Annotated in this window: 22 protein-coding genes and 1 other annotated feature; of the genes, 12 read left to right on the top strand and 10 right to left on the bottom strand. The window is 50.1% G+C overall.

Translation table 11 applies throughout. The features are described from left to right. Position 1: 1 nt before the first annotated feature. Entirely contained in the window at positions 2 to 901 is a 900-nt protein-coding gene (hisG, locus tag LJN55_RS15085) for an ATP phosphoribosyltransferase (protein WP_133841557.1), read from the bottom strand. Between the two features lie 58 nt (positions 902 to 959). Continuing rightward, positions 960 to 1,082, bottom strand: a sequence feature (His leader region). Continuing rightward, the gene (hisL, locus tag LJN55_RS15080) at positions 1,058 to 1,105 is read right to left on the bottom strand and encodes a his operon leader peptide (protein ID WP_100396937.1); all 48 of its coding nucleotides are present in this window, start codon (positions 1,103 to 1,105) and stop codon (positions 1,058 to 1,060) included. It overlaps the preceding feature by 25 nt. A gap of 190 nt (positions 1,106 to 1,295) precedes the next feature. Here hisL and LJN55_RS15075 point away from each other — a divergent pair, with 190 nt between their 5' ends. Then, a complete protein-coding gene (locus LJN55_RS15075; protein ID WP_133841558.1) occupies positions 1,296 to 2,123 on the top strand; it encodes an SDR family oxidoreductase in 828 nt (275 codons plus the stop codon). Positions 2,124 to 2,188: 65 nt separating this feature from the next. Here the strand turns inward: LJN55_RS15075 and LJN55_RS15070 are convergent, their stop codons facing one another. The 3 genes from LJN55_RS15070 to puuD are packed head-to-tail and all read right to left on the bottom strand — an operon-like array spanning position 2,189 to position 4,842. Beyond that, positions 2,189 to 3,466: an NAD(P)/FAD-dependent oxidoreductase gene (locus LJN55_RS15070; RefSeq protein ID WP_227534778.1), complete on the bottom strand. Its 1,278-nt coding sequence runs from the start codon at positions 3,464 to 3,466 to the stop codon at positions 2,189 to 2,191. A 57-nt stretch (positions 3,467 to 3,523) separates the two neighbouring features. Then, positions 3,524 to 4,081 (bottom strand): HTH-type transcriptional regulator PuuR, encoded by a 558-nt coding sequence (gene puuR / locus LJN55_RS15065; protein ID WP_133841560.1) that lies wholly within the window; start codon positions 4,079 to 4,081, stop codon positions 3,524 to 3,526. Next, entirely contained in the window at positions 4,078 to 4,842 is a 765-nt protein-coding gene (gene puuD / locus LJN55_RS15060) for a gamma-glutamyl-gamma-aminobutyrate hydrolase (protein ID WP_227534777.1), read from the bottom strand. Before puuD ends, puuR begins: the two co-directional genes overlap by 4 nt. Positions 4,843 to 5,063: 221 nt before the next feature. Between puuD and LJN55_RS15055 the strand changes: the two genes are divergently transcribed. Together LJN55_RS15055 and LJN55_RS15050 are read left to right on the top strand one after the other, a co-directional pair. Beyond that, positions 5,064 to 6,479: a glutamine synthetase family protein gene (locus LJN55_RS15055; protein WP_167863655.1), complete on the top strand. Its 1,416-nt coding sequence runs from the start codon at positions 5,064 to 5,066 to the stop codon at positions 6,477 to 6,479. Between the two features lie 470 nt (positions 6,480 to 6,949). After that, complete coding sequence (locus tag LJN55_RS15050; protein WP_227534776.1) at positions 6,950 to 8,317, top strand: APC family permease; 1,368 nt, start codon at positions 6,950 to 6,952, stop codon at positions 8,315 to 8,317. Between the two features lie 61 nt (positions 8,318 to 8,378). Here the strand turns inward: LJN55_RS15050 and sbcB are convergent, their stop codons facing one another. The 4 genes from sbcB to LJN55_RS15030 form a co-directional block, all read right to left on the bottom strand. Then, positions 8,379 to 9,806 carry an exodeoxyribonuclease I gene (gene sbcB, locus LJN55_RS15045; RefSeq protein ID WP_227536402.1) on the bottom strand — a complete coding sequence of 476 codons (1,428 nt, stop codon included), beginning with the start codon at positions 9,804 to 9,806 and terminating at the stop codon, positions 8,379 to 8,381. A 582-nt stretch (positions 9,807 to 10,388) separates the two neighbouring features. Then, positions 10,389 to 11,141: a polysaccharide biosynthesis protein gene (locus tag LJN55_RS15040; RefSeq protein ID WP_227534775.1), complete on the bottom strand. Its 753-nt coding sequence runs from the start codon at positions 11,139 to 11,141 to the stop codon at positions 10,389 to 10,391. A 50-nt stretch (positions 11,142 to 11,191) separates the two neighbouring features. Next, entirely contained in the window at positions 11,192 to 11,461 is a 270-nt protein-coding gene (locus tag LJN55_RS15035; RefSeq protein WP_227534774.1) for a lipopolysaccharide biosynthesis protein, read from the bottom strand. A gap of 491 nt (positions 11,462 to 11,952) precedes the next feature. Continuing rightward, complete coding sequence (locus tag LJN55_RS15030) at positions 11,953 to 13,287, bottom strand: DUF2142 domain-containing protein (protein WP_227534773.1); 1,335 nt, start codon at positions 13,285 to 13,287, stop codon at positions 11,953 to 11,955. 864 nt (positions 13,288 to 14,151) lie between these two features. On the opposite strand from LJN55_RS15030, the gene LJN55_RS15025 reads away from it, so the two are divergent. The 6 genes from LJN55_RS15025 to LJN55_RS15000 all read left to right on the top strand — a co-directional run bounded on the left by LJN55_RS15025 (position 14,152) and on the right by LJN55_RS15000 (position 19,215). Continuing rightward, positions 14,152 to 15,114 (top strand): glycosyltransferase family 2 protein, encoded by a 963-nt coding sequence (locus LJN55_RS15025; RefSeq protein WP_227534772.1) that lies wholly within the window; start codon positions 14,152 to 14,154, stop codon positions 15,112 to 15,114. 2 nt (positions 15,115 to 15,116) lie between these two features. Continuing rightward, positions 15,117 to 15,455 (top strand): EamA family transporter, encoded by a 339-nt coding sequence (locus LJN55_RS15020; RefSeq protein ID WP_227534771.1) that lies wholly within the window; start codon positions 15,117 to 15,119, stop codon positions 15,453 to 15,455. Positions 15,456 to 15,692: 237 nt separating this feature from the next. Beyond that, the gene (gene dacD / locus LJN55_RS15015; protein WP_227534770.1) at positions 15,693 to 16,838 is read left to right on the top strand and encodes a serine-type D-Ala-D-Ala carboxypeptidase DacD; all 1,146 of its coding nucleotides are present in this window, start codon (positions 15,693 to 15,695) and stop codon (positions 16,836 to 16,838) included. Positions 16,839 to 16,993: 155 nt separating this feature from the next. Beyond that, the gene (gene sbmC, locus LJN55_RS15010) at positions 16,994 to 17,464 is read left to right on the top strand and encodes a DNA gyrase inhibitor SbmC (RefSeq protein WP_133841568.1); all 471 of its coding nucleotides are present in this window, start codon (positions 16,994 to 16,996) and stop codon (positions 17,462 to 17,464) included. 213 nt (positions 17,465 to 17,677) lie between these two features. Then, positions 17,678 to 18,736, top strand: coding sequence for an FUSC family protein (locus LJN55_RS15005; protein ID WP_227534769.1), 1,059 nt, complete (start codon positions 17,678 to 17,680; stop codon positions 18,734 to 18,736). A gap of 161 nt (positions 18,737 to 18,897) precedes the next feature. Then, positions 18,898 to 19,215: a DUF496 family protein gene (locus LJN55_RS15000; RefSeq protein WP_133841570.1), complete on the top strand. Its 318-nt coding sequence runs from the start codon at positions 18,898 to 18,900 to the stop codon at positions 19,213 to 19,215. 56 nt (positions 19,216 to 19,271) lie between these two features. Here the strand turns inward: LJN55_RS15000 and LJN55_RS14995 are convergent, their stop codons facing one another. Beyond that, entirely contained in the window at positions 19,272 to 20,345 is a 1,074-nt protein-coding gene (locus LJN55_RS14995) for a LacI family DNA-binding transcriptional regulator (protein WP_227534768.1), read from the bottom strand. 175 nt (positions 20,346 to 20,520) lie between these two features. Here LJN55_RS14995 and LJN55_RS14990 point away from each other — a divergent pair, with 175 nt between their 5' ends. From LJN55_RS14990 to LJN55_RS14980, 3 genes are all read left to right on the top strand, one after another. Continuing rightward, positions 20,521 to 21,417: a Kdo hydroxylase family protein gene (locus LJN55_RS14990; RefSeq protein ID WP_227534767.1), complete on the top strand. Its 897-nt coding sequence runs from the start codon at positions 20,521 to 20,523 to the stop codon at positions 21,415 to 21,417. A 135-nt stretch (positions 21,418 to 21,552) separates the two neighbouring features. After that, entirely contained in the window at positions 21,553 to 22,983 is a 1,431-nt protein-coding gene (locus tag LJN55_RS14985) for an EmmdR/YeeO family multidrug/toxin efflux MATE transporter (protein ID WP_227534766.1), read from the top strand. A gap of 124 nt (positions 22,984 to 23,107) precedes the next feature. Next, positions 23,108 to 23,899, top strand: a complete 792-nt coding sequence (locus tag LJN55_RS14980; RefSeq protein WP_227534765.1) for a siderophore-interacting protein — start codon at positions 23,108 to 23,110, stop codon at positions 23,897 to 23,899. Position 23,900: the final 1 nt, after the last annotated feature.

Genomic DNA, 23,900 nt, shown 5'->3' with positions numbered 1-23,900 from the left:
ATTACTCCATCATCTTCTCAATGGGCAGTACCAGAATGGAACTGGCACCCAGGGCTTTCAGTTTTTCCATCGTTTCCCAGAACAGGGTTTCAGTGCTGACCATGTGCATCGCTACGCGGCTCTTATCACCGGCCAGCGGCAGCAGGGTTGGGCGCTCAGCACCCGGTAGCAGGGCGATGATATCGTCCAGGCGTTCGCTCGGTGCGTGCAGCATAATGTATTTGGATTCACGCGCCTGGATCACACCCTGGATACGGGTCATCAGTTTGTCGATCAGCTCCTGTTTGGCGGCAGGCATCTCGCCATCGCGCTGGATCAGGCAGGCTTTAGAGCGGTAGATCACTTCCACTTCACGCAGGCCGTTGGCTTCCAGCGTGGCGCCGGTCGAGACCAGGTCGCAGATCGCATCGGCCAGGCCGGCGCGCGGGGCGACTTCGACGGAACCGTTCAGCAGGCAGGATTTGAAGTTGACGCCCTGCTTGTCCAGGTACTTTTTCAGCAAGTGCGGATAAGAGGTGGCAATGCGGGTGTTTTGTAAACACTGTGGACCGGTATATTCGTCATCAACGGACATCGCCAGTGACAGGCGACAGCCACCGAAGTCGAGGCGGCGCAGCGTGAAGTAACGGGGATCTTCGCCCTGAGCACGGCGGGTCAGCAGCTCTTCCTCCAGCACGTTCTCACCGATAATCCCCAGATCGACCACGCCATCCATCACCAGGCCCGGAATATCGTCATCGCGCACCCGCAGAATATCAATCGGCATGTTTTCGGCGAAGGCGATCAGGCGCTGCTGCTGGAGGTTGATTTTAATACCGCAGCGCGCGAGCAATTCGCGTGATTCATCGCTTAAACGGCCAGATTTCTGCATAGCTATGCGTAAACGGGTGTTATCTAACATGGGTTCTTATCCTTTTCCTGTCTGTATGGTGTATCCGCGTTCTTCTGATCTCAGGGCATAAAAAAAGCCCCCGGAAGGCGATCTTCCGGGGGCTGAGTTTGCGTTCTGCACCACTGGAAGATCCTGATCGTCTTCCAGCACACATCGCCTGAAAGACTAGTCAGGGTGATGGTGATGATGGTGATTGAACTGAACGCGTGTCATAAAATTCTCTTGGATGAATGGATATTCATTACGTGACAAATAACCTAACGAGAATGGACGCGTGGCGCAACACTTTTTTGTAAATGTTGAAAAATTCTCTTATCAACTGTCGGTTGTCACTGACTGAGCGCTGGCGTAGCCTGATAAGATAGCGGTCTGCACGATCGGCATTAACAACAGGAGTTGAGGGATGAAACGAGTCGCAATTGTCGGCCTGGGATGGTTAGGTATGCCACTGGCCATGTCGCTGGCGGGCGCGGGCTGGCAGGTCACCGGCACCAAAACCACGCCTGATGGCGTTAATGCTGCGCGAGGAAGCGGCATTGACTGTTATCTTCTTGAATTGACACCGGAACTGAACTGCGATGCAGACGATCTTGAGGCGCTACTCAGCGTGGATGCGCTGGTGGTGACACTACCGGCCAGCCGGACGGCGGCCGGGGGCGAAAATTATCTGCTGTCTGTACAGCAACTGGTAGACAGTGCGCTGGCGTTTAACGTGCCACGGATTATCTTTACCAGTTCAACCTCGGTTTACGGCGATCATAGCGGTATCACTAAAGAGAGCAGCGAGCTGGACCCGGTCAGCGTGGCCGGACAGACGCTACAGACGCTGGAGAACTGGCTGCATAATCTGCCGAACACCTCAGTGGATATCTTACGTCTTGCCGGACTGGTTGGTCCACATCGCCATCCCGGACGTTTTCTCGCCGGAAAAACCGATATCGCCAATGGTAACCAGGGGGTCAACCTTGTGCACCTGGACGATGTGATTGCGGCGATTAGCCTGCTGTTGCAGACGCCGAAAGGCGGGCATATCTATAATCTCAGTGCCCCGCAGCACCCGGCGCGTAATCAGTTTTACCCGCAGGTTGCGCGGCAGTTAGGGCTGACGCCGCCAACCTTCCTGGCGGACCATGATAAAAACAGTGGCAAGCTGATCGATGGCAGTAAAATCTGTCGCGAGCTGGGGTTCGAGTACCGTTATCCCGATCCTGCCAGGATGCCATTGTCATAATCAACAAGGGGTTGTCGCAGTGGGGGACCCTTTTTCCGGTCGCCCCGTGCTGATGCCCGGCCCGGTTACACGCCCAGTCGGTCTCGTAATGCATACCACGCCGCACCAATGGCGGTTAACGGCACGCGAAGGCGACGACCGCCAGGGAAGGGCAGGTGCGGTAGTCGGGCAAACGCATCGAAGCGATCGGCATCTCCGCGCATTGCCTCAGCAATTAGCTTTCCAGCCAGATGGGTGCAGGTCACCCCGTGTCCGCTGTCACCCTGCATGTAGTAAACGCCGTTCTCCAGGCGCCCAAACTGTGGCATCCGTGACAGGGTCAGCAGGAAATTACCGCTCCACGCATAGTCAAACTTCACGCCAGCCAGCTGCGGGAAGGTCTTCAGTAGTTTCGGGCGGATAAGAGCATCGATATCACCTGGATCGCGCGCCCCGTAGATCACGCCGCCCCCGTACAACAGGCGGTTATCCGCTGTCAGGCGGAAGTAATCCAGCAGATAGTTACAGTCCTCCACGCAGCGATGGTTGGGCAGCAGCGACAGGGCCTGATCCGCGGACAGGGGTTCGGTGGCAATAATTTGCGAACCACAGGGCAGGCTTTTTTTCGCCAGCCGCGGTTCAAGATGCGGCGCGAGATAGGCATTACCGGCAAAGATGACAAAACGTGCGCTGACCTCACCGCGCCCGGTACGCACCCGATGCGTGGTGCCATATTGTACGGCGGTCACGGCAGAGTTTTCATAAATACGCCCGCCGTGGCGGCGGATGGCCTCGGCCTCACCCAACGCCAGATTCAGCGGGTGAATATGGCCGCCACGTTTATCCAGCAGCCCGCCGACATAGCGTTCAGTGCCCACTTCTCGTCGGATGCCACTCTGGTCCAGCAGTTCGACGTCGTGATTGCCATAGCGCTGCCATAGCTGGTGTTGCGATGTCAGATGCTGCATCTGGCGGTTATTCAACGCGGCGAAAATACTGCCCGGACGATAATCACAGCGAATCGCATAGCGATCGATGCGATCGCGAATGATCGTTGCTCCTTCAAACATCATGCTGCCGAGCAGACGTGCCGTCTCTTTGCCGTAACGTTGTTCAATAACATCAACATCACGGCTGTAAGAGTTAACCACCTGGCCGCCATTGCGCCCGCTGGCACCGAAGCCCACCCGGGCCGCCTCCAGCAGTACGACATCGTAGCCCGCCTCGGTAAGGAACAGAGCAGACGACAGCCCGGTAAAGCCCCCGCCAATGATGCAGACATCGCACTGGATATCCCCTTCCAGCACTGGCCAGGGATCGTGTGGGTTTGTGGTGGCGGCATAATAGCTGTTGATATGTTCCATACCTTCTCCCTTAATCACTGGCTCAGAGGCGACCGGAAACAGCATCGCCTCTGGCCGTCAGAATGTGGCCGGAGTATGTGCACTGATAATACGGCAGGGCCGCGTGGATGAATTGGTAAAGCTGTGCGGTTTGCCGGTATCGATCACATAGCTCTGCCCGGCGTGAAGTGCGTAGTGCTGGCCGCTGATCGTCAGGATGATTTCGCCTTCCAGCAGCGTGCCGGTCTCTTCTCCCTGATGGCGGATTTTTTCGCCGGTGGTGGCACCGGGTTCGTAGGTTTCCAGCAGCATTGCCAGCGTACGCTGAGGATTGCCGTTGTGGATCAGACGCAGCGATACGCCCTGACTGCCGATATCGATCAGCTCATGGGCATCGATCACCACCTTTGGCGGTTCATCCTGCACTTTTTCGGCAAAAAACTCGGACAGCGACAGGCCGTATACCTTGAGAAGTTTTTGCAGCGTGCTGACGGCCGGGCTGACTTTATCCTGTTCAATCGTACTGATGGCGCTGTGCGTCAGCCCGGAAAGCTCCGCCACGCGACGCTGGGACAATCCCATCTGTTGCCGGATTTCGGATAAACGCCGTCCTGGCGCCAGCGTGGTTTCACTCATTGCTGTGCGTCCTTTTTTGATGCCACGCAGGCGGCGAGGAAGCCCTCAAACAGCTGACGTGAAAGCGCCGAGCTGTCGCTGTGCCATTCAGGATGCCACTGCACCGCCAGGGCAAACGGGTGCTGGCGATGGCTGACAGCCTCGATCAGCCCGTCTCCGGCACGCGCCTCAATGCGCAAGGCATCACCCGGCGAACGAATACCCTGCTGGTGCAGGGAGTTGACCCAAAATTTTTCACAATGATTCACCAGCGGTGCCAGCAAGCCTCCCGGTTCCACCCAGACTTCATGCGCCGGGGCATATTGCTGGTCCAGTGACAGTTCCTCGTCCTCACGATGCTCCTGAAGGCCCTCAACCTGATGTAACCGACGGTGCAGCGTACCGCCGGTGGCCACCACCAGCTCCTGTAAGCCGCGACAAATCGCCAGCAACGGCATCTGGTGGTCCAGCGCATAGCGGATCAGGGCAAAGGAGAGCGTATCGCGGCCGGGATCGGCGAGAACTTCTTTGCCGCTCTCGCCGTAGTGGTGGGGTTCAATATTGCTGGGGCTGCCGGTCAGCAGAATGCCATCCAGAACGGCCATTGCATTCTCTAACCGCTGAGGAGCGGCCATCAGTCCGTGGGGCAGGGCGAGCGGGATACCGCCTTGAGAGAAGATGGCATCGAGGTATTTGTTATGCACCATCTGCGTCGGGTGGCCGCCAATATCGGTTTGGCACATCACCACGCCAATCAACGGCTTGTCAAAAATAATGCCCATCAATCCCTCCTCATGCTGGTCAATATATCAACCATTCGAGCCAGAAATGGCCGAAAACTGTGCAATATATTTTCAATCTAGCAATCAGGTGCTTAATATTCAAACGCAATAAGCGCAAATATAAAGCGGATAGTTACATTTGCACACTTTTTGTGTTGGCGCTATGTTAAGAGGGTGGCTGTTATTTTGAGCAGTATTCAACAACCTGAAAAGGTGATGCGATGACCAATATTGTCGAAGTTGAAGACTTCACGCGGCACAGTGAAGAAAAACGAACCAGCGCGTTCCAGAATGAAGTGAAAGCTTATCTGGAACGCCATCCTGAAACGCAGTATGCCGATATTCTTCTTAATGATTTAAATGGGGTGTTTCGCGGTAAACGTATCCCCATCGCCAGTCTGACAAAACTTGATAAGGGTTGCTACTTCCCGGCATCGGTCTTCGCCATGGATATTCTGGGCAATACCGTTGAAGAGGCTGGACTCGGCCAGGCGCTGGGCGAACCCGATAACCTTTGCATGCCGGTTGAAGGCACCTTAACCCCCTCTGCGGCGGACCCGCACCATCTGGCACAGGTTCTGCTGACTATGTGTAATCAAGATGGCACTCCCTTTGACGTTGAACCCCGAAACGTACTCAATCACCTCTGGCAGCGACTGCGCAATCGAGGTTTGTTTCCGGTGGTAGCGGTAGAGCTGGAGTTCTATCTGGTCGACAAGCAGCGTGATGCGGAAGGCGATATTCAGCCACCGTGTGCGCCGGGCAGCGACGAACGCAGCATGCAGAGCCAGGTCTATTCTGTCGATAATCTTGACCATTTCTCAGCGGTACTGGGTGATATCGATTCCCTGGCGCATTTACAAGGGATACCGGCTGACGGTGCGCTGGCGGAAGCGTCACCGGGGCAGTTTGAAATCAACTTGCATCACACCCGCCATGTGCTCAATGCCTGCGATCATGCTGTACAGCTAAAACGCCTGGTGCGCCAGGTTGCCGAGCAGCACGGGATGAATGCCACCTTTATGGCAAAACCTTACGAGGCCTATGCGGGCAGTGGCATGCACGTGCATATCAGCATGCTGGATGCGGCCGATCATAATGCTTTTGCCAATGACGATGGCAGCGATTCGCCGCTGCTGAAGCGCGCGCTGGCGGGCATGATTGACCTGATGCCTGCATCAATGGCGCTGCTGGCCCCAAATGTGAACGCTTATCGCCGTTTTCTGCCGGAGGCGTTCGTTCCGCTTCAGGCATCGTGGGGCCATAACAACCGCACCGTGGCCCTGCGCATCCCCTGTGGCGATCAGCAAAACCATCGCGTGGAATATCGTGTCGCCGGGGCGGACGCTAATCCTTATCTGGTGATGGCGGCCATTCTGGCAGGCATATTACATGGGCTGGACAATCAATTACCTTTACCTCCTGCGGTCAAAGGTAACGGACACGAAGCGGAAGGGAACCCGCTGCCGATCCGCCAAAGCGATGCGCTGAATGCCTTTGAGCAAAGCCATCAGATACAGGCATTATTGGGCACGCGTTTTGGTTTTGTCTGGCATCAGTGTAAGCACCATGAACTGATGCAGTTTGAACGGTTGATCACCACCACGGAGATTGACTGGATGCTGAAAAATGCCTGAAAATCCCTGTACCGGGTGTGACTGTCACGCCCGGCTTACTCTCTTTGTTTCAATAAATTGTAACTGAAACTCTTAGGGGCTTGTCATTGCGCCTTACTTTGGTGCAGAATGTGCGCCCTGCAAAATGATACCTGTAAACCGACGCTTAATTTCCTGGCGGCGGTATTTTTTTATCTGTCGGTCAGCAGGCAACACAACTTTCGCATTTTAAAGAGGCCGGTCCAGAACCGGATAGATATTCGCTTTTAAATACACTTTGACGTGTTTTATTGAGGAAACAAACATGGGGCTTCACCATCTTACTCCAGCGTCTGCTGGGATCCGTCAGCGCGATGACTACGGCGCCACAGCAGGTGATACCTTCACGCCTGCCTGTTCTTCCCAGTATCCTCTTTCGAAAAGCTATCGCACGATGCATAGCTCCCCTGTGGTTCAACCCAGAACGGTTGATGCTGTGGGGAGGCTAAATCATGTCGTTTGATACGCTCAATTCAGCCGCCCAGCCGCGTGCAAAACTGAAAAAAACGCTGACGTTACTGCCTGTTGTGATGATGGGTCTGGCTTATATGCAGCCAATGACTTTATTTGATACGTTTGGCATTGTTTCTGGCCTGACAGATGGCCACGTCGCGACCGCGTACGCCTTTGCGCTGATTGCTATTCTGTTTACCGCACTGAGCTACGGCCAGTTGGTTCGTCGTTTCCCGTCTGCGGGATCGGCCTATACCTATGCGCAGAAAGCGATCAGCCCGCACGTCGGCTTTATGGTCGGCTGGTCTTCGCTACTTGATTATCTGTTTATGCCGATGATCAATATCCTGCTGGCGAAAATATACTGGGAAGCACTGGTCCCTGGCATTCCATCGTGGATCTTTGTGATCTTGCTGGTGGGCTTTATGACCCTCTCCAACCTCAAAGGTATTAAAACCGTTGCCAACTTTAACAGTGTAATTGTTGTGCTGCAGGTAGTGGTGATGGTGGCGATCATGGCGATGGTTGTCTGGGGTGTGGCGCACGGTGAAGGCGCAGGCACGCTGGTCAGCAGCAAACCGTTCTGGTCAGAAAATGCCAATGTGGTGCCGATGATCACTGGCGCGACGATACTCTGTTTCTCCTTCCTTGGCTTTGACGGTATCAGTTCACTGTCGGAAGAGACCAAAGATGCAGAGCGCGTTATCCCGAAAGCGATCTTCCTCACCGCACTGATTGGCGGCGTCATCTTTATTGTGGTGTCCTATTTCCTGCAGTTGTATTTCCCGGATATCTCGCGCTTTAAAGATCCGGACGCATCACAGCCGGAAATTATGCTGTATGTGGCAGGTAAAGCCTTCCAGTTCGGTATCCTGATCTTCTCCTGCGTGACGGTACTGGCTTCTGGTATGGCGGCGCATGCGGGCGTGTCACGTCTGATGTATGTGATGGGCCGTGATGGGGTATTCCCGGTGCGTTTCTTCGGTTATATCCATCCGAAATGGCGTACGCCGGCACTGAACGTGCTGCTGGTGGGGGTGATCGCACTCTCTTCAATCACCTTCGATCTGGTGACGGCAACGGCGCTGATTAACTTTGGGGCGCTGGTGGCGTTTACCTTCGTTAACCTGTCGGTGATTTCTCAGTTCTGGATCCGTGAGAAGCGTAACAAGACCTTGAAAGATAACTTCAAGTTCCTTGTGCTGCCGCTGATGGGTGCACTGACAGTGGGTGCACTGTGGGTGAATCTGGAAGAGAGCTCCATGGTGCTGGGCCTGGTCTGGGGCGCGATTGGTCTGCTGTATCTGGCCTTTGTCACCCGCAGCTTCCGTAATCCGGTGCCACAGTGCAGTGAAGATTTGATGTAAACCCTCGTGGGTGCATCATTCTCTGTGAGGGCGGGCCGCTGTTGGGTCCGCCCTTTTCCTATCAGGACACCAGTTCCCGTGCGTACTCAAACAGCGCTTTCAGCTGATCCAGCTTTGCCTGCTCCCCTTCATACTGATTAAACAGCATTTCCAGTTCCTGAACATAGTTCTGCACTCGCTCAGGATGCAGCACCTCGCGACGATGCTGCAGCCAGCGTTTCTGCTCTGCGTCATCCAGCGTGCCGGGGAAGTTACGTGCGCGATAGCGGAACAGTAACTTCTCAATGCGTGCGTCATTGAACGCTAAATCCAACGCCGGAAGATTCTCCGGCGCAGTCTGACGAATGATATTCATCGCATTGCGGTCAGCATCGCTAAAGAAACCGTTATAAATCTGGGCATCCACATCTTCGGAGGCTTTGAAAGGTTCGGCATCGGCATACAGCGCCACCACTTTCTCGCGTACCTCAGGGTGTTGACGCAGCAGGGTGAGATTATCCAGGCAGCGCTGACGGTCAATCCCAATGCGTTCCGCATCTTCCGGGCGAAGGGTATTCGCCGGGGCAACCACCGGGCACTTGTTGATATGTACCAGTTTCAGCGGTACCGGGGCGGCATCACCCAGCTCACTGCGCGGTGTATACAGCCGCTCACGCAGTTCATCGGCGCTCAGGGTGAGTAGGGAGGTCATATCACCGCCCAGATCGCAGGTGATCAGGGCATTGCGATTATCGGGATGCCAGGCCAGCGGGGCAATCCAGCTGGTGTTACCGCGAGCAGCGCCAAACATGCCGGAAATATGCACCAGCGGTTTCATCTGCGGAATATCAACCAGCGCGCTGATTTTTTGCTTATTACGGTGGCTGAACAGGAAGTCATACAGGCGTGGCTGCTTCTCCTTGACCCGTTTTGCCATCGCAATGGTGGCATACACATCCGACATCGCATCATGGGCGTTTTCATGGGCAACACCGTTGGCTTTGGTCAGGTGTTCAAGGCGGAAGCTGGGGAAGCCGTCCTCGTTTTCAGGCCATTCGATCCCTTCCGGTCGCAGCGCATAGCAGGCACGCATCACATCCAGCAGGTCCCAGCGGCTGTTGCCGTACTGCCAGCTCCAGGCGTAGGGATCGTAAAAGTTGCGATAGAACAGATTGCGGCTGACTTCATCGTCAAAGCGTACATTGTTATAGCCCACCACACAGGTGTTGGGTTCGCTGAACAGCTGATGAATACGACGGGTAAATTCCGCTTCAGTGACACCGCGAGCACGTGCAATCTGCGGCGTGATGCCGGTGATCATCACGGCTTCCGGCTGCGGCAGATAGTCGTCCGCAGGCTGACAGTAAAACACCTCCGGCTCGCCCAGGATGTTGAAATCCATATCGGTACGGATGCCCGCGAACTGCGCAGGGCGGTCCAGCGAGGGACTTTTACCGAAGGTCTCGTAATCGTGGAAAAGGAAGGTGGGTTGGTTGGCTTTGTCTTTCACTGTTTCGCTGTCCACTTCTGTCCGTTAACTCTCTGAAAATGTAGTGTTTAGCATAATGTCTAAACCCTGCTTCGTTCGCATGTGTTTACTGATGATAGTTGCGGTTCGCTTTAGTCCATACCGTATTGTGTACATGGTAGGTACAGAATCCCTGAAACCACACGTACAGAATCTATTATGGCTATCTGCGACTCTAAACTTCGCTTGATACATGGTAAACCATATTCGGACAGGTCAGAAGTCGCCGATGGCCACTATGTACGAGTATCGCCAAAGACGTGATAGCATTTACAGTGTCGGTACTTTTTTTCATCTTGAAAGAGGTTCATACGATAAATGTAGTTCGCATGTTATGTACGTCAGCGGAAAAAAAACGCACTTCACGGTTGATATGGCAGGTACTATTGTAATAATAGCAGCATAATGTAGTTCCCCGCATTGGATAAATTATTTAACGTGCTGAATCTTTTTTATGATAATACGCAAACAGAATCATAAACATTGCTCGTGCTATAACCAACATAATTACAGCACCATAAGCACCATAATGATACATTAACGGATAGCCGATTAAAGCTGGAACTATAGAGCATACAATGGATATGTTCCTGAACAGCACGTCTTTCTTTTTGGGAAAAAATAGCCATATGTGTAAGAACAGATGACAGAATATAATAATATGCTTATAGCGCCAATATTGATGAATTCTACAGATAAGTCATAGCCAGGACCAAGAAGAACCCTTACGATGTAGCTTCCGAAAAACATTAAAGCGAGGAAGGGTACTAATGAAATTAAAATATTTATTATCATAATGTTTCGTAGCCCAGCAGCACCTTTCACAATAATTGGATAAATGGATCGTGCAGCAATTGTTTGGAACATTCCTGATATATTTATTAGTTTAATCGCCATTGAATAGCATGCGAACACAACCGGACTAACATTCGCACCAATTATTAATGGTGGTATATTGCTATAGAAGTTGGGGGAAAAATCACCAATGAAAGAATTTGCTCCTGATTTCAAGGTGTTATTGTACATTTTTAGTGTCCTTTTTTCAGATATTTTAAATTTATTCGCTCGGTAGAAGAAAATTAAAAATCCTGCAATAAAAGTAGAATACGCATTGAATCGCATGACTAATGAAAATGAATCTGGCGTTTTAATAAATAAAAATATTGCAAATGGTTGTAAAATTCTAAGTGTGACATTTATCGCTGAAAAAACATGTAAGGATGATGTGCCTTGATGGAACCATGGTGCGGAGAGATAATATCCAATCGAAGTAACAATTATTAACTCTGTTGCCAGATAGAGGTTGATTGAGGACATGTAAAAATGGATGTAAATAATCGATAGTAGTAATAATAAAAATGAAAGAATTAGTCTGTGTTTTGATTTTTTTCATAAACTAATCTTATTTTATCATGGTCGCCTAGCGCTTCAGCACAGTCACGAACACCTGTAATGTTTGTACTATAATCTGTTATAATCATCGTAAAAATAGTAACGCTACTAAACAATAACACAACACCATAACTATCAGAACCTAAAACTCTTGACAGATAGGGCATTGTAACTAACGGGATCAATAAATTTATCAGGTTGGATGATGCAAGGCCTGCAAAGTTTCGCAAAAACTCTTTTTTCATTTTATAACTTTGCCTTTCATATTAGAAATGAACCGATAAGCATGATGATGTTACTCAGTATTCGATAATTATACCATATTTGGTTTGCATGTTGATATAATAATAAGAAAGTTTTTAACTTGCTTGCTAACCGATTTAAGGTGGAGCTTTATGTACTATGACGGCAAAAGAAATATAAATTTTACTTTTTCATTCCCAGCCTTTCCAGTATATGAGTAAGGATTTATCCAGTCATTCTTACAAAGTACCAGTTTAAGTTAGGTTGTATATTTCGGCAGTAGGCGGTCTTTCAAAAAATATAAAAATTATCCAGCACAGAAAAAATTAAATTAATTACAGCACAGCATGGAAACATGTGTTTCTGGGTTCAACGTGACGAACCACGATAGAATTCGGGGCTGATATCAATCCCGAATTCGCAAAGTGATGTGATTTTATGAGAATAAATTCTAATGCAACATTTTTAAGTGTTATTTATAACAGCTATCCTCTTAAAGATAATACCTATTAACTATTTCCGTCATCATGGAATGTAATGCAATAATTGCATATGAAAGTAAAATAACTGAGGAGATTTTATCGAACTTCCCATCATGCTTATACATGATGAAGGTGAGTATCAGTACAGGTATTGTGAAATATCGCCCTTGCACACCAACTATTGTAGTTGTTGGGAATGGAGACCACTGGACAAGAAGTGCAAAGAAAATAAGGAAAATAGAGCATAGTGAAACTAAAAATATTGATCCCGCATATACCTTATTACTCTTCAAAAAGCTGATTCGTGTATTCAACCCTGCTAGCGTCAAGATGACAATGCCTGAGTAAATATAAAAATAACTTGACAACCTTATGTCTAGCCACCCTAGAATCCCAATGAAACTTCTATAGTAAAAAGAAAGTAAATTCATATTGGATACAGTGTGATGTATAATAGAGGTGAACTCTAAAGGGTGCATAATGTAATATACGATAATATCTCCATGGGATAGGCCTGGGTGTTTTTTTCCAGCATCAACAACATGGGTTACAGTAAAAACTATCCATAGAAGCGACATTACAGTTGGGATGATAGGTAGTATATACTTTAACTTATGACTTGATTTTATTGACGCAACGAAAGGAAGTAGCAGCACAGGTATAAGATTGGCACGGCTTGACACAAGTATAAATGCACACAAACAAAGAAAAATAATATCTTTAAGAGTGAAAATATTGTTTTTCATCCCTCTTGCGAAGATGCACATCATTAGAACAGCAAATGAAGTCGCTACCCCGTCTATTGTTGGAGAAGAGAATTGAAACATCATCATTGGTAAAGCAAGTATCAACATTGCCGGATAAGGGATTTGAAATATTCTATTAGAGATTGCGATTATTATTATGCATGAGAGGAATGAGATGATTGTTGATAAATTATAAGTGTTATAAATGCTAAGGTTTAGTATTTTACCGGTAATTATTCCAACTGCCTGAGGAACGTACACTAACGGGAAATAATATGAGGTGTTAGGTATTTCTTTATAAACCTGATCATTAGACCAATGAACAGATCTCATGGCGTTTTCCATTTTTTTTGAGAATTTATCTATGTGTCCGTTGTTTATTATTTGAAGGAATTCATCAAGAGATTTATCGGTATAACCACCAGATTGTTTTCCTTCTTTATTATCGAGAGTTATATATCCTTTACTCAAGAGATATGCCCTGGAGTAGTGAACGGGTTCATCAGGACTCATGAAAGGTGGTGTTACAGATTTTAATGATATAAAAAATAGTATTGAAGCTAAGAAAAAAACAAATTCATTTCTGGTAAGTGTTTTCATTTGTATGTCGCTTATTATTTAAAACGATGAATAGGACGTAAAATAAACTGGGTTTTGATAATGAGAAGGCGTCACTTGCTAAACCTGCTAGAGGTTTCAACTATCGATACCATGAGAATCATTCATAGTATGTATCGTACTGCGTGCTCTTTTGCTGTAAGTGAAAGCTGAGCTGAGGAGAACATAGAAAAGCTATCTGTGACCATAGGCCAAAAAAAAATGACTGAATGCTGCCTAAGCCAGGCAGCATCCAGTCATAGAAGGTTTGGCCGGTGGGGGCTGTGTTGACTGTGCAGGTTGAAACATAGTTAAAAGATAGTGTGTGCATAAAATAGTCATAAAATTAGGTGCTTAGTGAATTTTACCATCAAATGGAAGTAAGGCAAGAGGTCTTAGGATGTCATTGGGAAAATTTCCCCATCAAACCACCATCTTGACTCTATTGAACATTGCTGTCACAAATTTGAATAAACTGTATATCCTGACAGTGTAGAGGTAAGCGCATGCAGCTGGCCTGATGTAACCGATTTTTTTACTAAATTTCAGAACTGCCTGCCACTGTACTTGTACCGGAACGATGTAAATACGGTCATTTAACACAATCAGGAAAAGTAAAAAACACTCAAAAATCCACGAGCAATAGATTTTAACTATTGATTGGGTCGGTAACATGAAATTAATTAACCCTGTCGATGATAAAGTATTAAAAGTGACGAACAAAAATCACCTAACTATTTGCCAATCAAAAAATTAGTGGTAGGATTATTCAAGAAATAATGATTCTGAGAAAAGTTGTTCATTAAGACTGAACGAACGCCTTCTTGGAAAAATTGGTTATCATTCCCGAATGTTTAGCGAGCTTACATGGAACAACATAATGTTATCGCAGTGGTTATTCCCTGCTTTAAAGTAAAAAAACACATATTAGATGTAATCAATGGCATCGGGCCAGAAGTGACCAAAATTTATGCAGTTGACGATTGTTGTCCTGAAAAATCCGGAGATTTTATAGAACAGCACAATGCTGACCCCCGCGTAATAGTGTTGAGAAACAATACTAACTTGGGTGTTGGTGGCGCCGTTATGCGTGGCTATCAGAAAGCTTTAGAAGATGATGTGAATATTGTTGTAAAAATTGATGGAGATGGGCAAATGGATCCATCGATTTTAAACGAGTTTGTTGCACCAATAATCAATGGAGAGGCTGATTACACAAAAGGAAATCGTTTTTTTAATCTCGAAAATATAAACGCAATGCCTGGAATTAGACTCTTTGGTAATGCTGTTCTTTCTTTTATGACCAAAATCTCAACAGGATATTGGGATTTGTTCGATCCTACAAATGGTTACACTGCAATTCATACTGATTTAATCAAATACTTACCTCTCGAAAAAATAAGTAAAAGGTATTTTTTCGAGTCGGATATTTTATTTAGATTAAGCACTCTAAAAGCAGTGGTTGTCGATATACCCATGGATGCAAAATATGAAGATGAAGTGTCCAACCTAAAAATATCAAAAATTATTGGGGACTTTTTATTCAAGCATTCAAGAAATTTCTTAAAGCGAGTGTTCTATAATTATTATCTTCGTGATATGTCTCTTGCATCTATTGAATTACCTATTGGTTTGATTATGTTCACGTTTGGAGTGGTAACAGGAGTGATTAATTGGGCTGAATCCATACATACAGGTATAACTACCACATCTGGTACTGTTATGTTGTCTGCTCTACCCATCATTCTTGGCCTTCAACTCCTTCTTGCTTTCATTGGTCACGATGTTTCAAATACACCTAAACGGCCATTCCATAAAAGGTTTAGATAACTATGTTTTATCTGATAGCAGTAATCTGCGTTTTGGGAATATCTACAGGTCAAATACTTTTTAAATTAAGTGCTAGTGCTATGGAAAAAGCAGGTTCATTTTTTTCACAGAAAGCAATTATAATTCTTTTTTCTGCATTCGTATTATATGGACTTACGACCATAGCATGGGTTTGGGTATTGCAAAAAATAGAATTAGGTAAAGCATATCCATTAATGGCTCTGGCTTTTGTTATCGTGCCAATCGGAAGTTATTTTTTCCTCGGAGAAAAGTTCAATACGCAATATGTAGCCGGAGTATTATGTATTTGTGTTGGCATCATTCTCTCGATTAAGGCATAGAAATTTAGGTAAAATAGAATAGGCATCGGCAGTAATGGATAATGCATCCCATTTGTTGTGGATACAACCCCATGATTTTAGTATTGATGATTGTAATCCCCTGATTTATTCATATTTTCTTGCAATTTAGTCACGCAAAGACATCACGGATCCCGTACAACATGCGCAGTTTTTTATTGTGTCTATGTTGAGGATTGAGCGTTGAAAAAGCATCAGCTTGCAAGTTTCTGTGTGGTTATGGTCCTAAGTACCGCCGCCTGTGCCGAAGGCCAGCCTGCCGGGGATGCACTGGCATTCCCGATGACCGCTCCGGCGATTGATGCCGCCTCCTGGGTGCTGATGGATGCCACCACCGGACAAATCCTCACTTCCGGGAATCCGGACGAACGCCGCAACCCGGCCAGCCTCACCAAGCTGATGACCGGCTATGTGGTGGATCGCGCCATTGATAAAAAACGCATCACCCGTGACGACATGGTGACGGTGGGTAACGATGCCTGGGGAGCCGGTAACCCGGTATTTAAAGGATCGTCACTGATGTTCATTAAACCGGGAGAGAAAATCTCAGTACGCGACCTCAGCCGGGGGGTGATTATTGATTCCGGTAACGATGCCTGTGTTGCACTGGCTGACTATGTGGCCGGCAGTCAGGCGAATTTCGTTACCATGATGAATCAGTACGTGGATAAACTGGGGCTGAGCAATACCCACTTTGAAACTGTGCATGGACTGGATGCACCAGGGCAGTTCACCACGGCACGCGATCTGGCCACGCTATCGCGCGCCATCATTAGCGGTGAGCAGGACTTCTACCAGATGTACAGTGAGAAATCGCTCACCTGGAATGGCATTACTCAGCAGAACCGCAACGGCCTGCTGTGGGATAAAACACTGCATGTTGATGGGCTGAAAACCGGTCATACCGAAAGCGCGGGCTTCAATATTATCGCCTCCAGTGTTGACGGGCAGCGCCGCCTGATTGCCGTGATCATGGGCGGAAAAAGTTCTAAAGGGCGGGAAGAGCAGGCGCGTAAACTGCTGACCTGGGGCCAGAGCCAGTTCGATACCATCCAGCTGTTCCACGCCGGCAAAGAGATTGGCCATGAAAACGTCTGGTACGGTAACCCGCACCGCGTTTCTCTGGGCAGCGAGAAAGATGTATTCCTGGCACTGCCGCGTGATCAAGTGCAGAAAGTGAAAGCCCGGTATGTGATTGACCGCAAAGACCTGGAAGCCCCGATTAAACTGCATGAACAGGTGGGCACTATCCAACTGGTCGAAGGGGACAAAACGCTGGCCAGCTACCCGCTGGTGGCGTTGCAACCGATTGAGCAGGCGGGGCTTATCACCCGCATCAGCGACTACATCAAACAGAAGTTATAATCTCACTCTGCGCGGGCCGGGCATAAAAACATGACCCGGCCATCCCTCCACTCTGTGCAGCGCCTCACAAATCATTTCTCTGCAACGAAAGATGCCTGGTAAAAATCGATTTTAATGGTTATTTATACAGTGATTAATTCATTGAGGAGAGAACCATGCAGGTCGAGATTAAGCATCTTGAGGCGAAAAATGTAGCCGCCTTTCGTCTGGTCGGTCCCTGGCAGGACACCGCGCCGCAAGGCTTTGCCCGTTTGAGCGAATGGGTGGAACGTCATCAGTTGGCAGGAGACTGGCTGGCGATCTATTACGATAACCCCGAGATCGTCCCCCCCGAACAGTTGCGTATTGATACCGGTATCAGTGTGCCTGATGGCTACGTTTTGCCGCTGGGCAGTGAAGGGGTTGAACTGCGTTCTCTTCCCGGTGGCACCTATGGCGTGGCGAAAGTCACCGTCAACGACGGCGATTTTTCAACCCCCTGGCTGGCCTTTTACGACGAGTGGTTGCCGAACAGTGGCTATCAGCGTGCAGAAGGGCCCTGTTTTGATCACTATCTGAATGACGGATCGCAAAGCGGTATTTGGGAGTTCCTGATCTGCGTTCCGCTGGTTAAACGCAGCCTTTAGCACACTCTGTTTTGTTGTCGAAATGTGAATGACATCCGCAAGAAGAAAATGGCCGATTAACGGGTTGTATCAGTGCGGTAATCTCAGTGTTTTCTGCTGCTTAATGCAGTGAAATGAGCGAGAAAACGGGGGGAAACATCCCTCGTTCGCCTGTTATCTGAGCCTGCTTCAGGTATGATGTCCCGCTGATTCTTTCTTCTTTCGGAGCTCCCTTTGCGACCGGACAAGCCTCTGTCGGCCTTTGAGTTCAGCCTGTACCGTAATTACCGCATCGTCCACGGTGTGCGTATCGCTCTGGCATTTATCCTGACGTTCCTGCTGGTGCGCATAATGGAGATCCCGGAAGGCAGCTGGCCGCTTATCACGCTGGTGGTGGTGATGGGGCCGATCTCCTCGTGGGGCAACGTCTTCCCCCGTGCGGTTCAGCGTATTGGCGGTACCCTCTTTGGTTCAATCTCCGGGTTGATTGCGCTCAAACTGGAACTGATCTCTATGCCGGTCATGCTGGTGTGGTGTGCGGCGGTGATGTTTATCAGTGGTTTTCTGACGCTGGGTAAGCACCCTTATATGGCGTTGCTGATCGGCATCACTCTGGCCGTGATCTGTGGCGGCATTCCGGGCGATATGACCACCGCGCTGTGGCGTGGGGGAGATGTGATCCTCGGTTCGCTGCTGGCGCTACTGTTTACCAGTATTTATCCGCAGAAAGCCTATACCCACTGGCGCATTCAGCTTTCCGATTTGCTGCTGGAGACCGCGCGGGTGTATCACGCTGGCTTTTCCTCCAACCTCGTCGAGAAGCCGCGTCTGTCACGCCCGTTACAGCGTCTGTTAACTAACGTGATTAAAATGCGTGCGTTGATCGAACCCTCCAGCAAGGAAACACGTACGCCGCGTTCGGTGTTTGAAGGTATCCAGACGCTGAACCGTAATCTGGTTTGCACGCTGGAACTCCAGCTCAATGCCTGGTGGGCTTCCCGTCAGAGTCATCTGATTATGCTAAACGCGCCGGCGCTGCGGCGTACCCAGCAAATGACCGAAAATACCCTGCGCGCACTGTCAAAGGTGATTGTCGAAGGGGATACCGGGAAAATTGCCGCCAACAGCGAAGAGCTGGCGGAAATCACCCGGGAACTGCGGCAGCTGATTGCCGAGTCAGACAGCGACGAACTGGTGGAAACGCCTATTCACGGTTATGTCTGGCTCAGTCTGGAAATGGCCAGTCAGTTGGAAAGACTGACCGAACTTATCCGACTCGCGTTGCGAAAATAGAATGATTCAGCAACAACTTACTGCGAGCTGACTCGGTTCAGGGTAAGATGGAGACAGCGCAGTTCTGTAAGTTTAAAATTGCCATCGGCAGCGGCCCGCCGTTAAGCTGATAGCCACGACAATGATGCCTGTTTGCACAGGCCCAAATGAAAGGTGTCTTCATGGAAAATGCAAAGCAATCATTTCAGGACGTACTGGAGTTCGTGCGTATGTTCCGTCGTAAGAACAAGCTGCAACGTGAAATTCACGATAATGAAAAGAAAATCCGTGATAACCAGAAGCGTGTGCTGTTGCTCGATAACCTCGGTGAGTACATCAAGCCAGGGATGAGCGTCGAAGCCATTCAGGAAATTATCGCCAGCATGCGTAGCGACTACGAAGATCGCGTTGATGACTACATCATCAAAAATGCCGACCTGTCGAAAGAACGTCGCGATCTGTCGAAAAAATTGAAATCACTGGGCGAACCAAAAGCGTAATAGCCTGTGGTGACATCAGTGAATAGAGTGAGCCGGGCAGAGATGCCCGGCTTTTTTTATGGTACGTCATTATCCAACTGTTGTGCCAGACGGCGTAACTCCTCTGCCACCGGATGAGGCGTACGCTGCGCGTAACGGGGGGCAGCAGTGCTGGCTCGCACCACGAGGGACGTTGCAAACGGGGGTAATCCTGTTTCACTGCCGGGCTGCTCCAGTTGGCGGGTCAGCCACTGTACGCTGTGTTCGCCCAACTGACGCATATCCTGACGCACCGTGGTTAACGGTGGCTGATACCAGGCACTGTCTGCCGTATCATCATAACCGACCACCGACATCTCTGCGGGCACGGCTACGCCCATCTGATGCAGTGCCTGCATTGCGCCCAGTGCCATCTGATCGTTAGCGACCAACAGAGCAGAGGGCATCTCCTGCCCGGCCAGTTGCATCACAGCCTTAAATCCTGATTGAGCACTCCAGTCACCCTCTAACTGGTTGCAGGGTGCCAGCTGATGCTCTTGCAATACCTCAATCCAGACCGCGCGGCGTGCGCGTGCCGCGACCGAATCTGCCGGGCCGTTAAGCAGGGCAATATGGCGGTGCCCCAGTTGCAGCAGATGTTCTGCACCCTGACGTGCACCGGTATGCGCGCTGAAGGTGCAGGCGGCAACATCGGCATCTTCCGCCACATCTAAGAACAGGCAGGGCAGGGAGGCTGCCATGCGTTCAATCTGTTGCGCGGCCTGCGCCTCAAGCGGCACATTGATAAGCAGCGCATCGACTCGCTGGGATAACAGATCGCTGACCGCCTGCTGCGCGCCGCCGCTGCCCGCCATCGCGATCACCAGATGATAACCCAGCTGGCTGGTACGCTGCTGGATCGCCGAGGCAATCTGTGCCGGTGCCAGCAGCGCGAGATCGCTGGTGGCAAGGCCGAGTGTACGGGTATTTTTCCCCGCCAGCTGCTGCGCCACCCGGTTAGGCACATAATTCAGCGCCTGCATCGTCGCTTCCACCCGCATACGGGTCTGCTCTGCCACCTGGCTCGAATGATTCAGCACCCGGGAGACGGTCTGATAAGACACACCGGCAGCACTGGCGACGTCTTCCAGCGTTACGGAACGGGCTCTCATAGTTCACTCCTGTTTTTGAATGCGCAGTGTAGCAATAAAACGCAGCCGCATCTTTCGCTCTGCACCCTCCTTTCACACTGCCTTATGGTTTAGCCCGTGTTTAATTAAAATTGATGTCGCAGAATATAATGGTCGCCGAACTGACCTCATTTTTGACAGACAATAAGGATATAACATGTCTGAACACACGTTATCCCGGGATCGGGTGATCCACACACTTCCGCTGACCGGCTGGAATCAACCACAGCACGATAGCAATGCTCTCGAGTCACTTGAGCAGGGCAATGTCCTGTTTATGCCTCACCTGACCTTTACGCTGCTGCCGGAAGAGCTGGCTTTATTGACGCCAGCGCTGGTGGATCCCAAACGTAAAAATATCAGCTTTAATCCGCAAAAAAGTCAGGTGCGGGGCATTGCGCAGCAGGATAAAGCTCCTGAGGTGACCGCGTTACTGTCGCGCTATTATCAGCATTGCCTGCAACTGCTCGACGCGCTGCTGCCGGAGTACCGCCACGCGGTGCACTCCCCGTCAAATACCCTGCGCCTGCATCCGGTCACCGCCTGGCGTGATGCCAGTTCCTGGCGTAAAGATGACAGTCGCCTGCATGTGGATGCGTTCCCTTCACGCCCCATCCAGGGCGAGCGTATTCTGCGTATGTTCACCAATATCAATCCGCATGGTGAAAGCCGTGAGTGGCGCGTGGGCGAACCTTTCCCGGTGCTGGCACAACGATTTATGTCACATCTGAAAGGATATTCCCCGTTGGGAAGCTGGCTACAGCATCGCCTGGGCATGACCAAATCCCGACGCACTGGATACGACCATATGATGCTCAGGCTGCATGATGCGATGAAAGCGGACAGGCACTATCAGGAACAGGGGCCACAGGTAGCGCTAACGCTGCCGCCGGGCAGCAGTTGGATCTGTTTTGCTGACCAGACGCCCCACGCGGCAATGAGTGGCCAGTTTATGCTGGAGCAGACCTTTTTACTGCCGATTTCCGGAATGAAAAACCCGCAAAATGCGCCGCTGTCGGTACTGGAAAAACTGTTGCAGCGGCCGTTGCTGTAATGTCAAAGGGATGCCTCAAACAGGCATCCCTGTCTTTCTGCAATTTGAAACATAAAAAGACTTTGCATAATGTCATGTCTTTTACCATCATCTGGTTAGCGTATATTTCTTTCCCAGAGAAAAGCGGTAACAATCTTGCAAAACCTTCGTGTTTCCTTGCAGCAAGCGATAGAACGTACTGACTGGTATCCGAAAAGACGTTCCTTCCGCGTACTCTTCTGGCGTGAAATCACCCCGTTGGCGGTGCCGATCTTTTTTGAGAATTTATGCGTCTTGCTGATGGGGGTGCTGAGCACGTTCCTGGTCAGCTGGCTGGGTAAAGAGGCGATGGCCGGGGTCGGGCTGGCCGACAGTTTTAATATTGTCGTGATCTCCTTTTTCGCTGCTATCGATCTTGGGACAACGGTGGTGGTGGCGTTCAGCCTCGGTAAGCTGAACCGGGAGCGTGCGGTGGCGGCCGCGCGTCAGTCGCTGATCATCATGACGATTTTTGCCGTTCTGCTGGCGCTGGCGATCGAGTTTGTTGGCCCGCAGATCATCGATCTGATTGCGGGTAAAGCAGAGCCGGAAGTGAAAGCGCTGGCGCTTTCCTACCTGCAAGTTACCGCCTGGAGTTACCCGGCGGCAGCCATCGCCCTGATTGGCTGCGGGGCGTTACGTGGTGCCGGAAACACCAAAATCCCGATGTTGATCAACGGCGGGATGAACATCCTCAATATCATCATCAGTAGCGTACTGATCTACGGCTGTTTCTCCTGGCATGGGCTGGGGTTTGTCGGGGCCGGACTGGGACTGACGATCTCGCGCTATATCGGTGCGGCAGCGGTGATTTACGTGCTGGTGATAGGTTTTGTTCCGGCACTGAAAATTTCGCTAAGAAGCTATTTCACCCGTCTGAATATGAATATTCTGCGCGAAGTGCTTGGCATTGGCGTTCCGGCCAGCATTGAATCGGTGCTGTTTAACGGCGGCAAGCTGTTAACCCAGATTTTTGTCGCCGGGATGGGGACCGATGTCATCGCCGGTAACTTTATCGCCTTCTCGATTGTGTCACTGATTAACCTGCCAGGTAATGCGCTCGGCTCTGCGTCGACCATCATCGTCGGTACCCGTCTGGGGCGTGGTCAGTTGGGCCAGCCGGAACGCCTGCTGCGCTTTATTTTCGGGCTGTCGAGCATTGGTCTGTGCCTGCTGGCACTGCTGACGGTGCCTTTTGCCGGGCTGCTGGCCCAATTTTATACCCAGGACCCGGAAGTTATCCATGTGGTGAAAATGCTGGTCTGGCTCAATGCGGCCTTTATGCCGTTCTGGGCGGCGTCATGGGTGCTGCCCGCGGGATTGAAGGGGGCACGCGATGCGCGTTACACCATGTGGGTGTCTCTGTTAAGCATGTGGGGCGGGCGTATTGTGGCCGGATACCTGTTGGGCATTGTGCTGGGCTTCGGCGTGGTCGGTATCTGGCTGGGCATGGTGCTGGACTGGATGATCCGTGGGTGGTTCTTCTACCATCGAATGAACAGCGGCCGCTGGTTGTGGAAGTATCGCCCACAGCCTGAGCAACAATAGCGCACAAATTGCCCCTTTTTTTACGCATAACAAGGTCAGCCTCTGTTGCCATCAAGATATATCATAGATATATTTTACCTCGAATGAGAATGATTCCTGATTTCATATCCTAACGAGGACAAGCATGTTGACTGACTCTCATAAAGTAAACCGTGCGCCACAGCGCGTACGTAATGAACTGCGTTTCCGTCAGCTGACGGTCACCGCGAAAACCAACGTGGCCGACAGTTTCTGGCGTATTGAATTTGGCGGTGAAGATCTCGCGGGTTTTATCTCTCCGGGCTTCGATGACCATATCAAAGTATTTTTCCCCGATGCCAGCAGCGGTACGCTACATCTACCGGAAGTGACCGAAGACGGTGTGGTGTGGAAAGAGGGTGCCAGGCCGGTTTCCCGCGACTACACGCCGCTGTTCTTTGATGGTGTAGCCAAAACGCTGACCCTCGATTTCTATATTCATGACGGCGGCGTGGCCAGTGACTGGGCAGCCCAGGCACAGCCCGGTGATGCCTTAGCGATTGGCGGGCCGCGTGGTTCTCTGGTGGTGCCGGAAGACTATGCTTTCCAGCTGTATGTCTGCGATGAAAGCGGGTTGCCAGCATTTAAACGCCGTAAGGAAACCCTCAGCGGTCAGCGGCTCAGTCTGTTTGCCTATGTGGATGAAGCAGCCGGGCAGGCCTATCTGGACGGCCTGAACGGCGTGGATGCAACCTGGGTTGGCAGCGGTGCCATGAAGACAGAGAATCTGGCTGCACTGATTGAGACATTCAACGGCATTCAGCTTCCGACAGAGGATTACTTTATCTGGCTGACCGGCGAAGCGGAGTTTGTGAAAAAGCTGAGTGATTACTTTATCGAACAGCGTGGCTGTGACGCGACCTTCGTGCGCGCTGTTGCTTACTGGCATCAGAAGTAAC

The sequence above is a fragment of the Erwinia rhapontici genome (assembly GCF_020683125.1).
Classification (GTDB): Bacteria; Pseudomonadota; Gammaproteobacteria; order Enterobacterales; family Enterobacteriaceae; genus Erwinia; species Erwinia rhapontici.
Note: the sequence above shows the minus strand (reverse complement) of the source record. Positions and strands in the feature narration are given on the sequence as shown.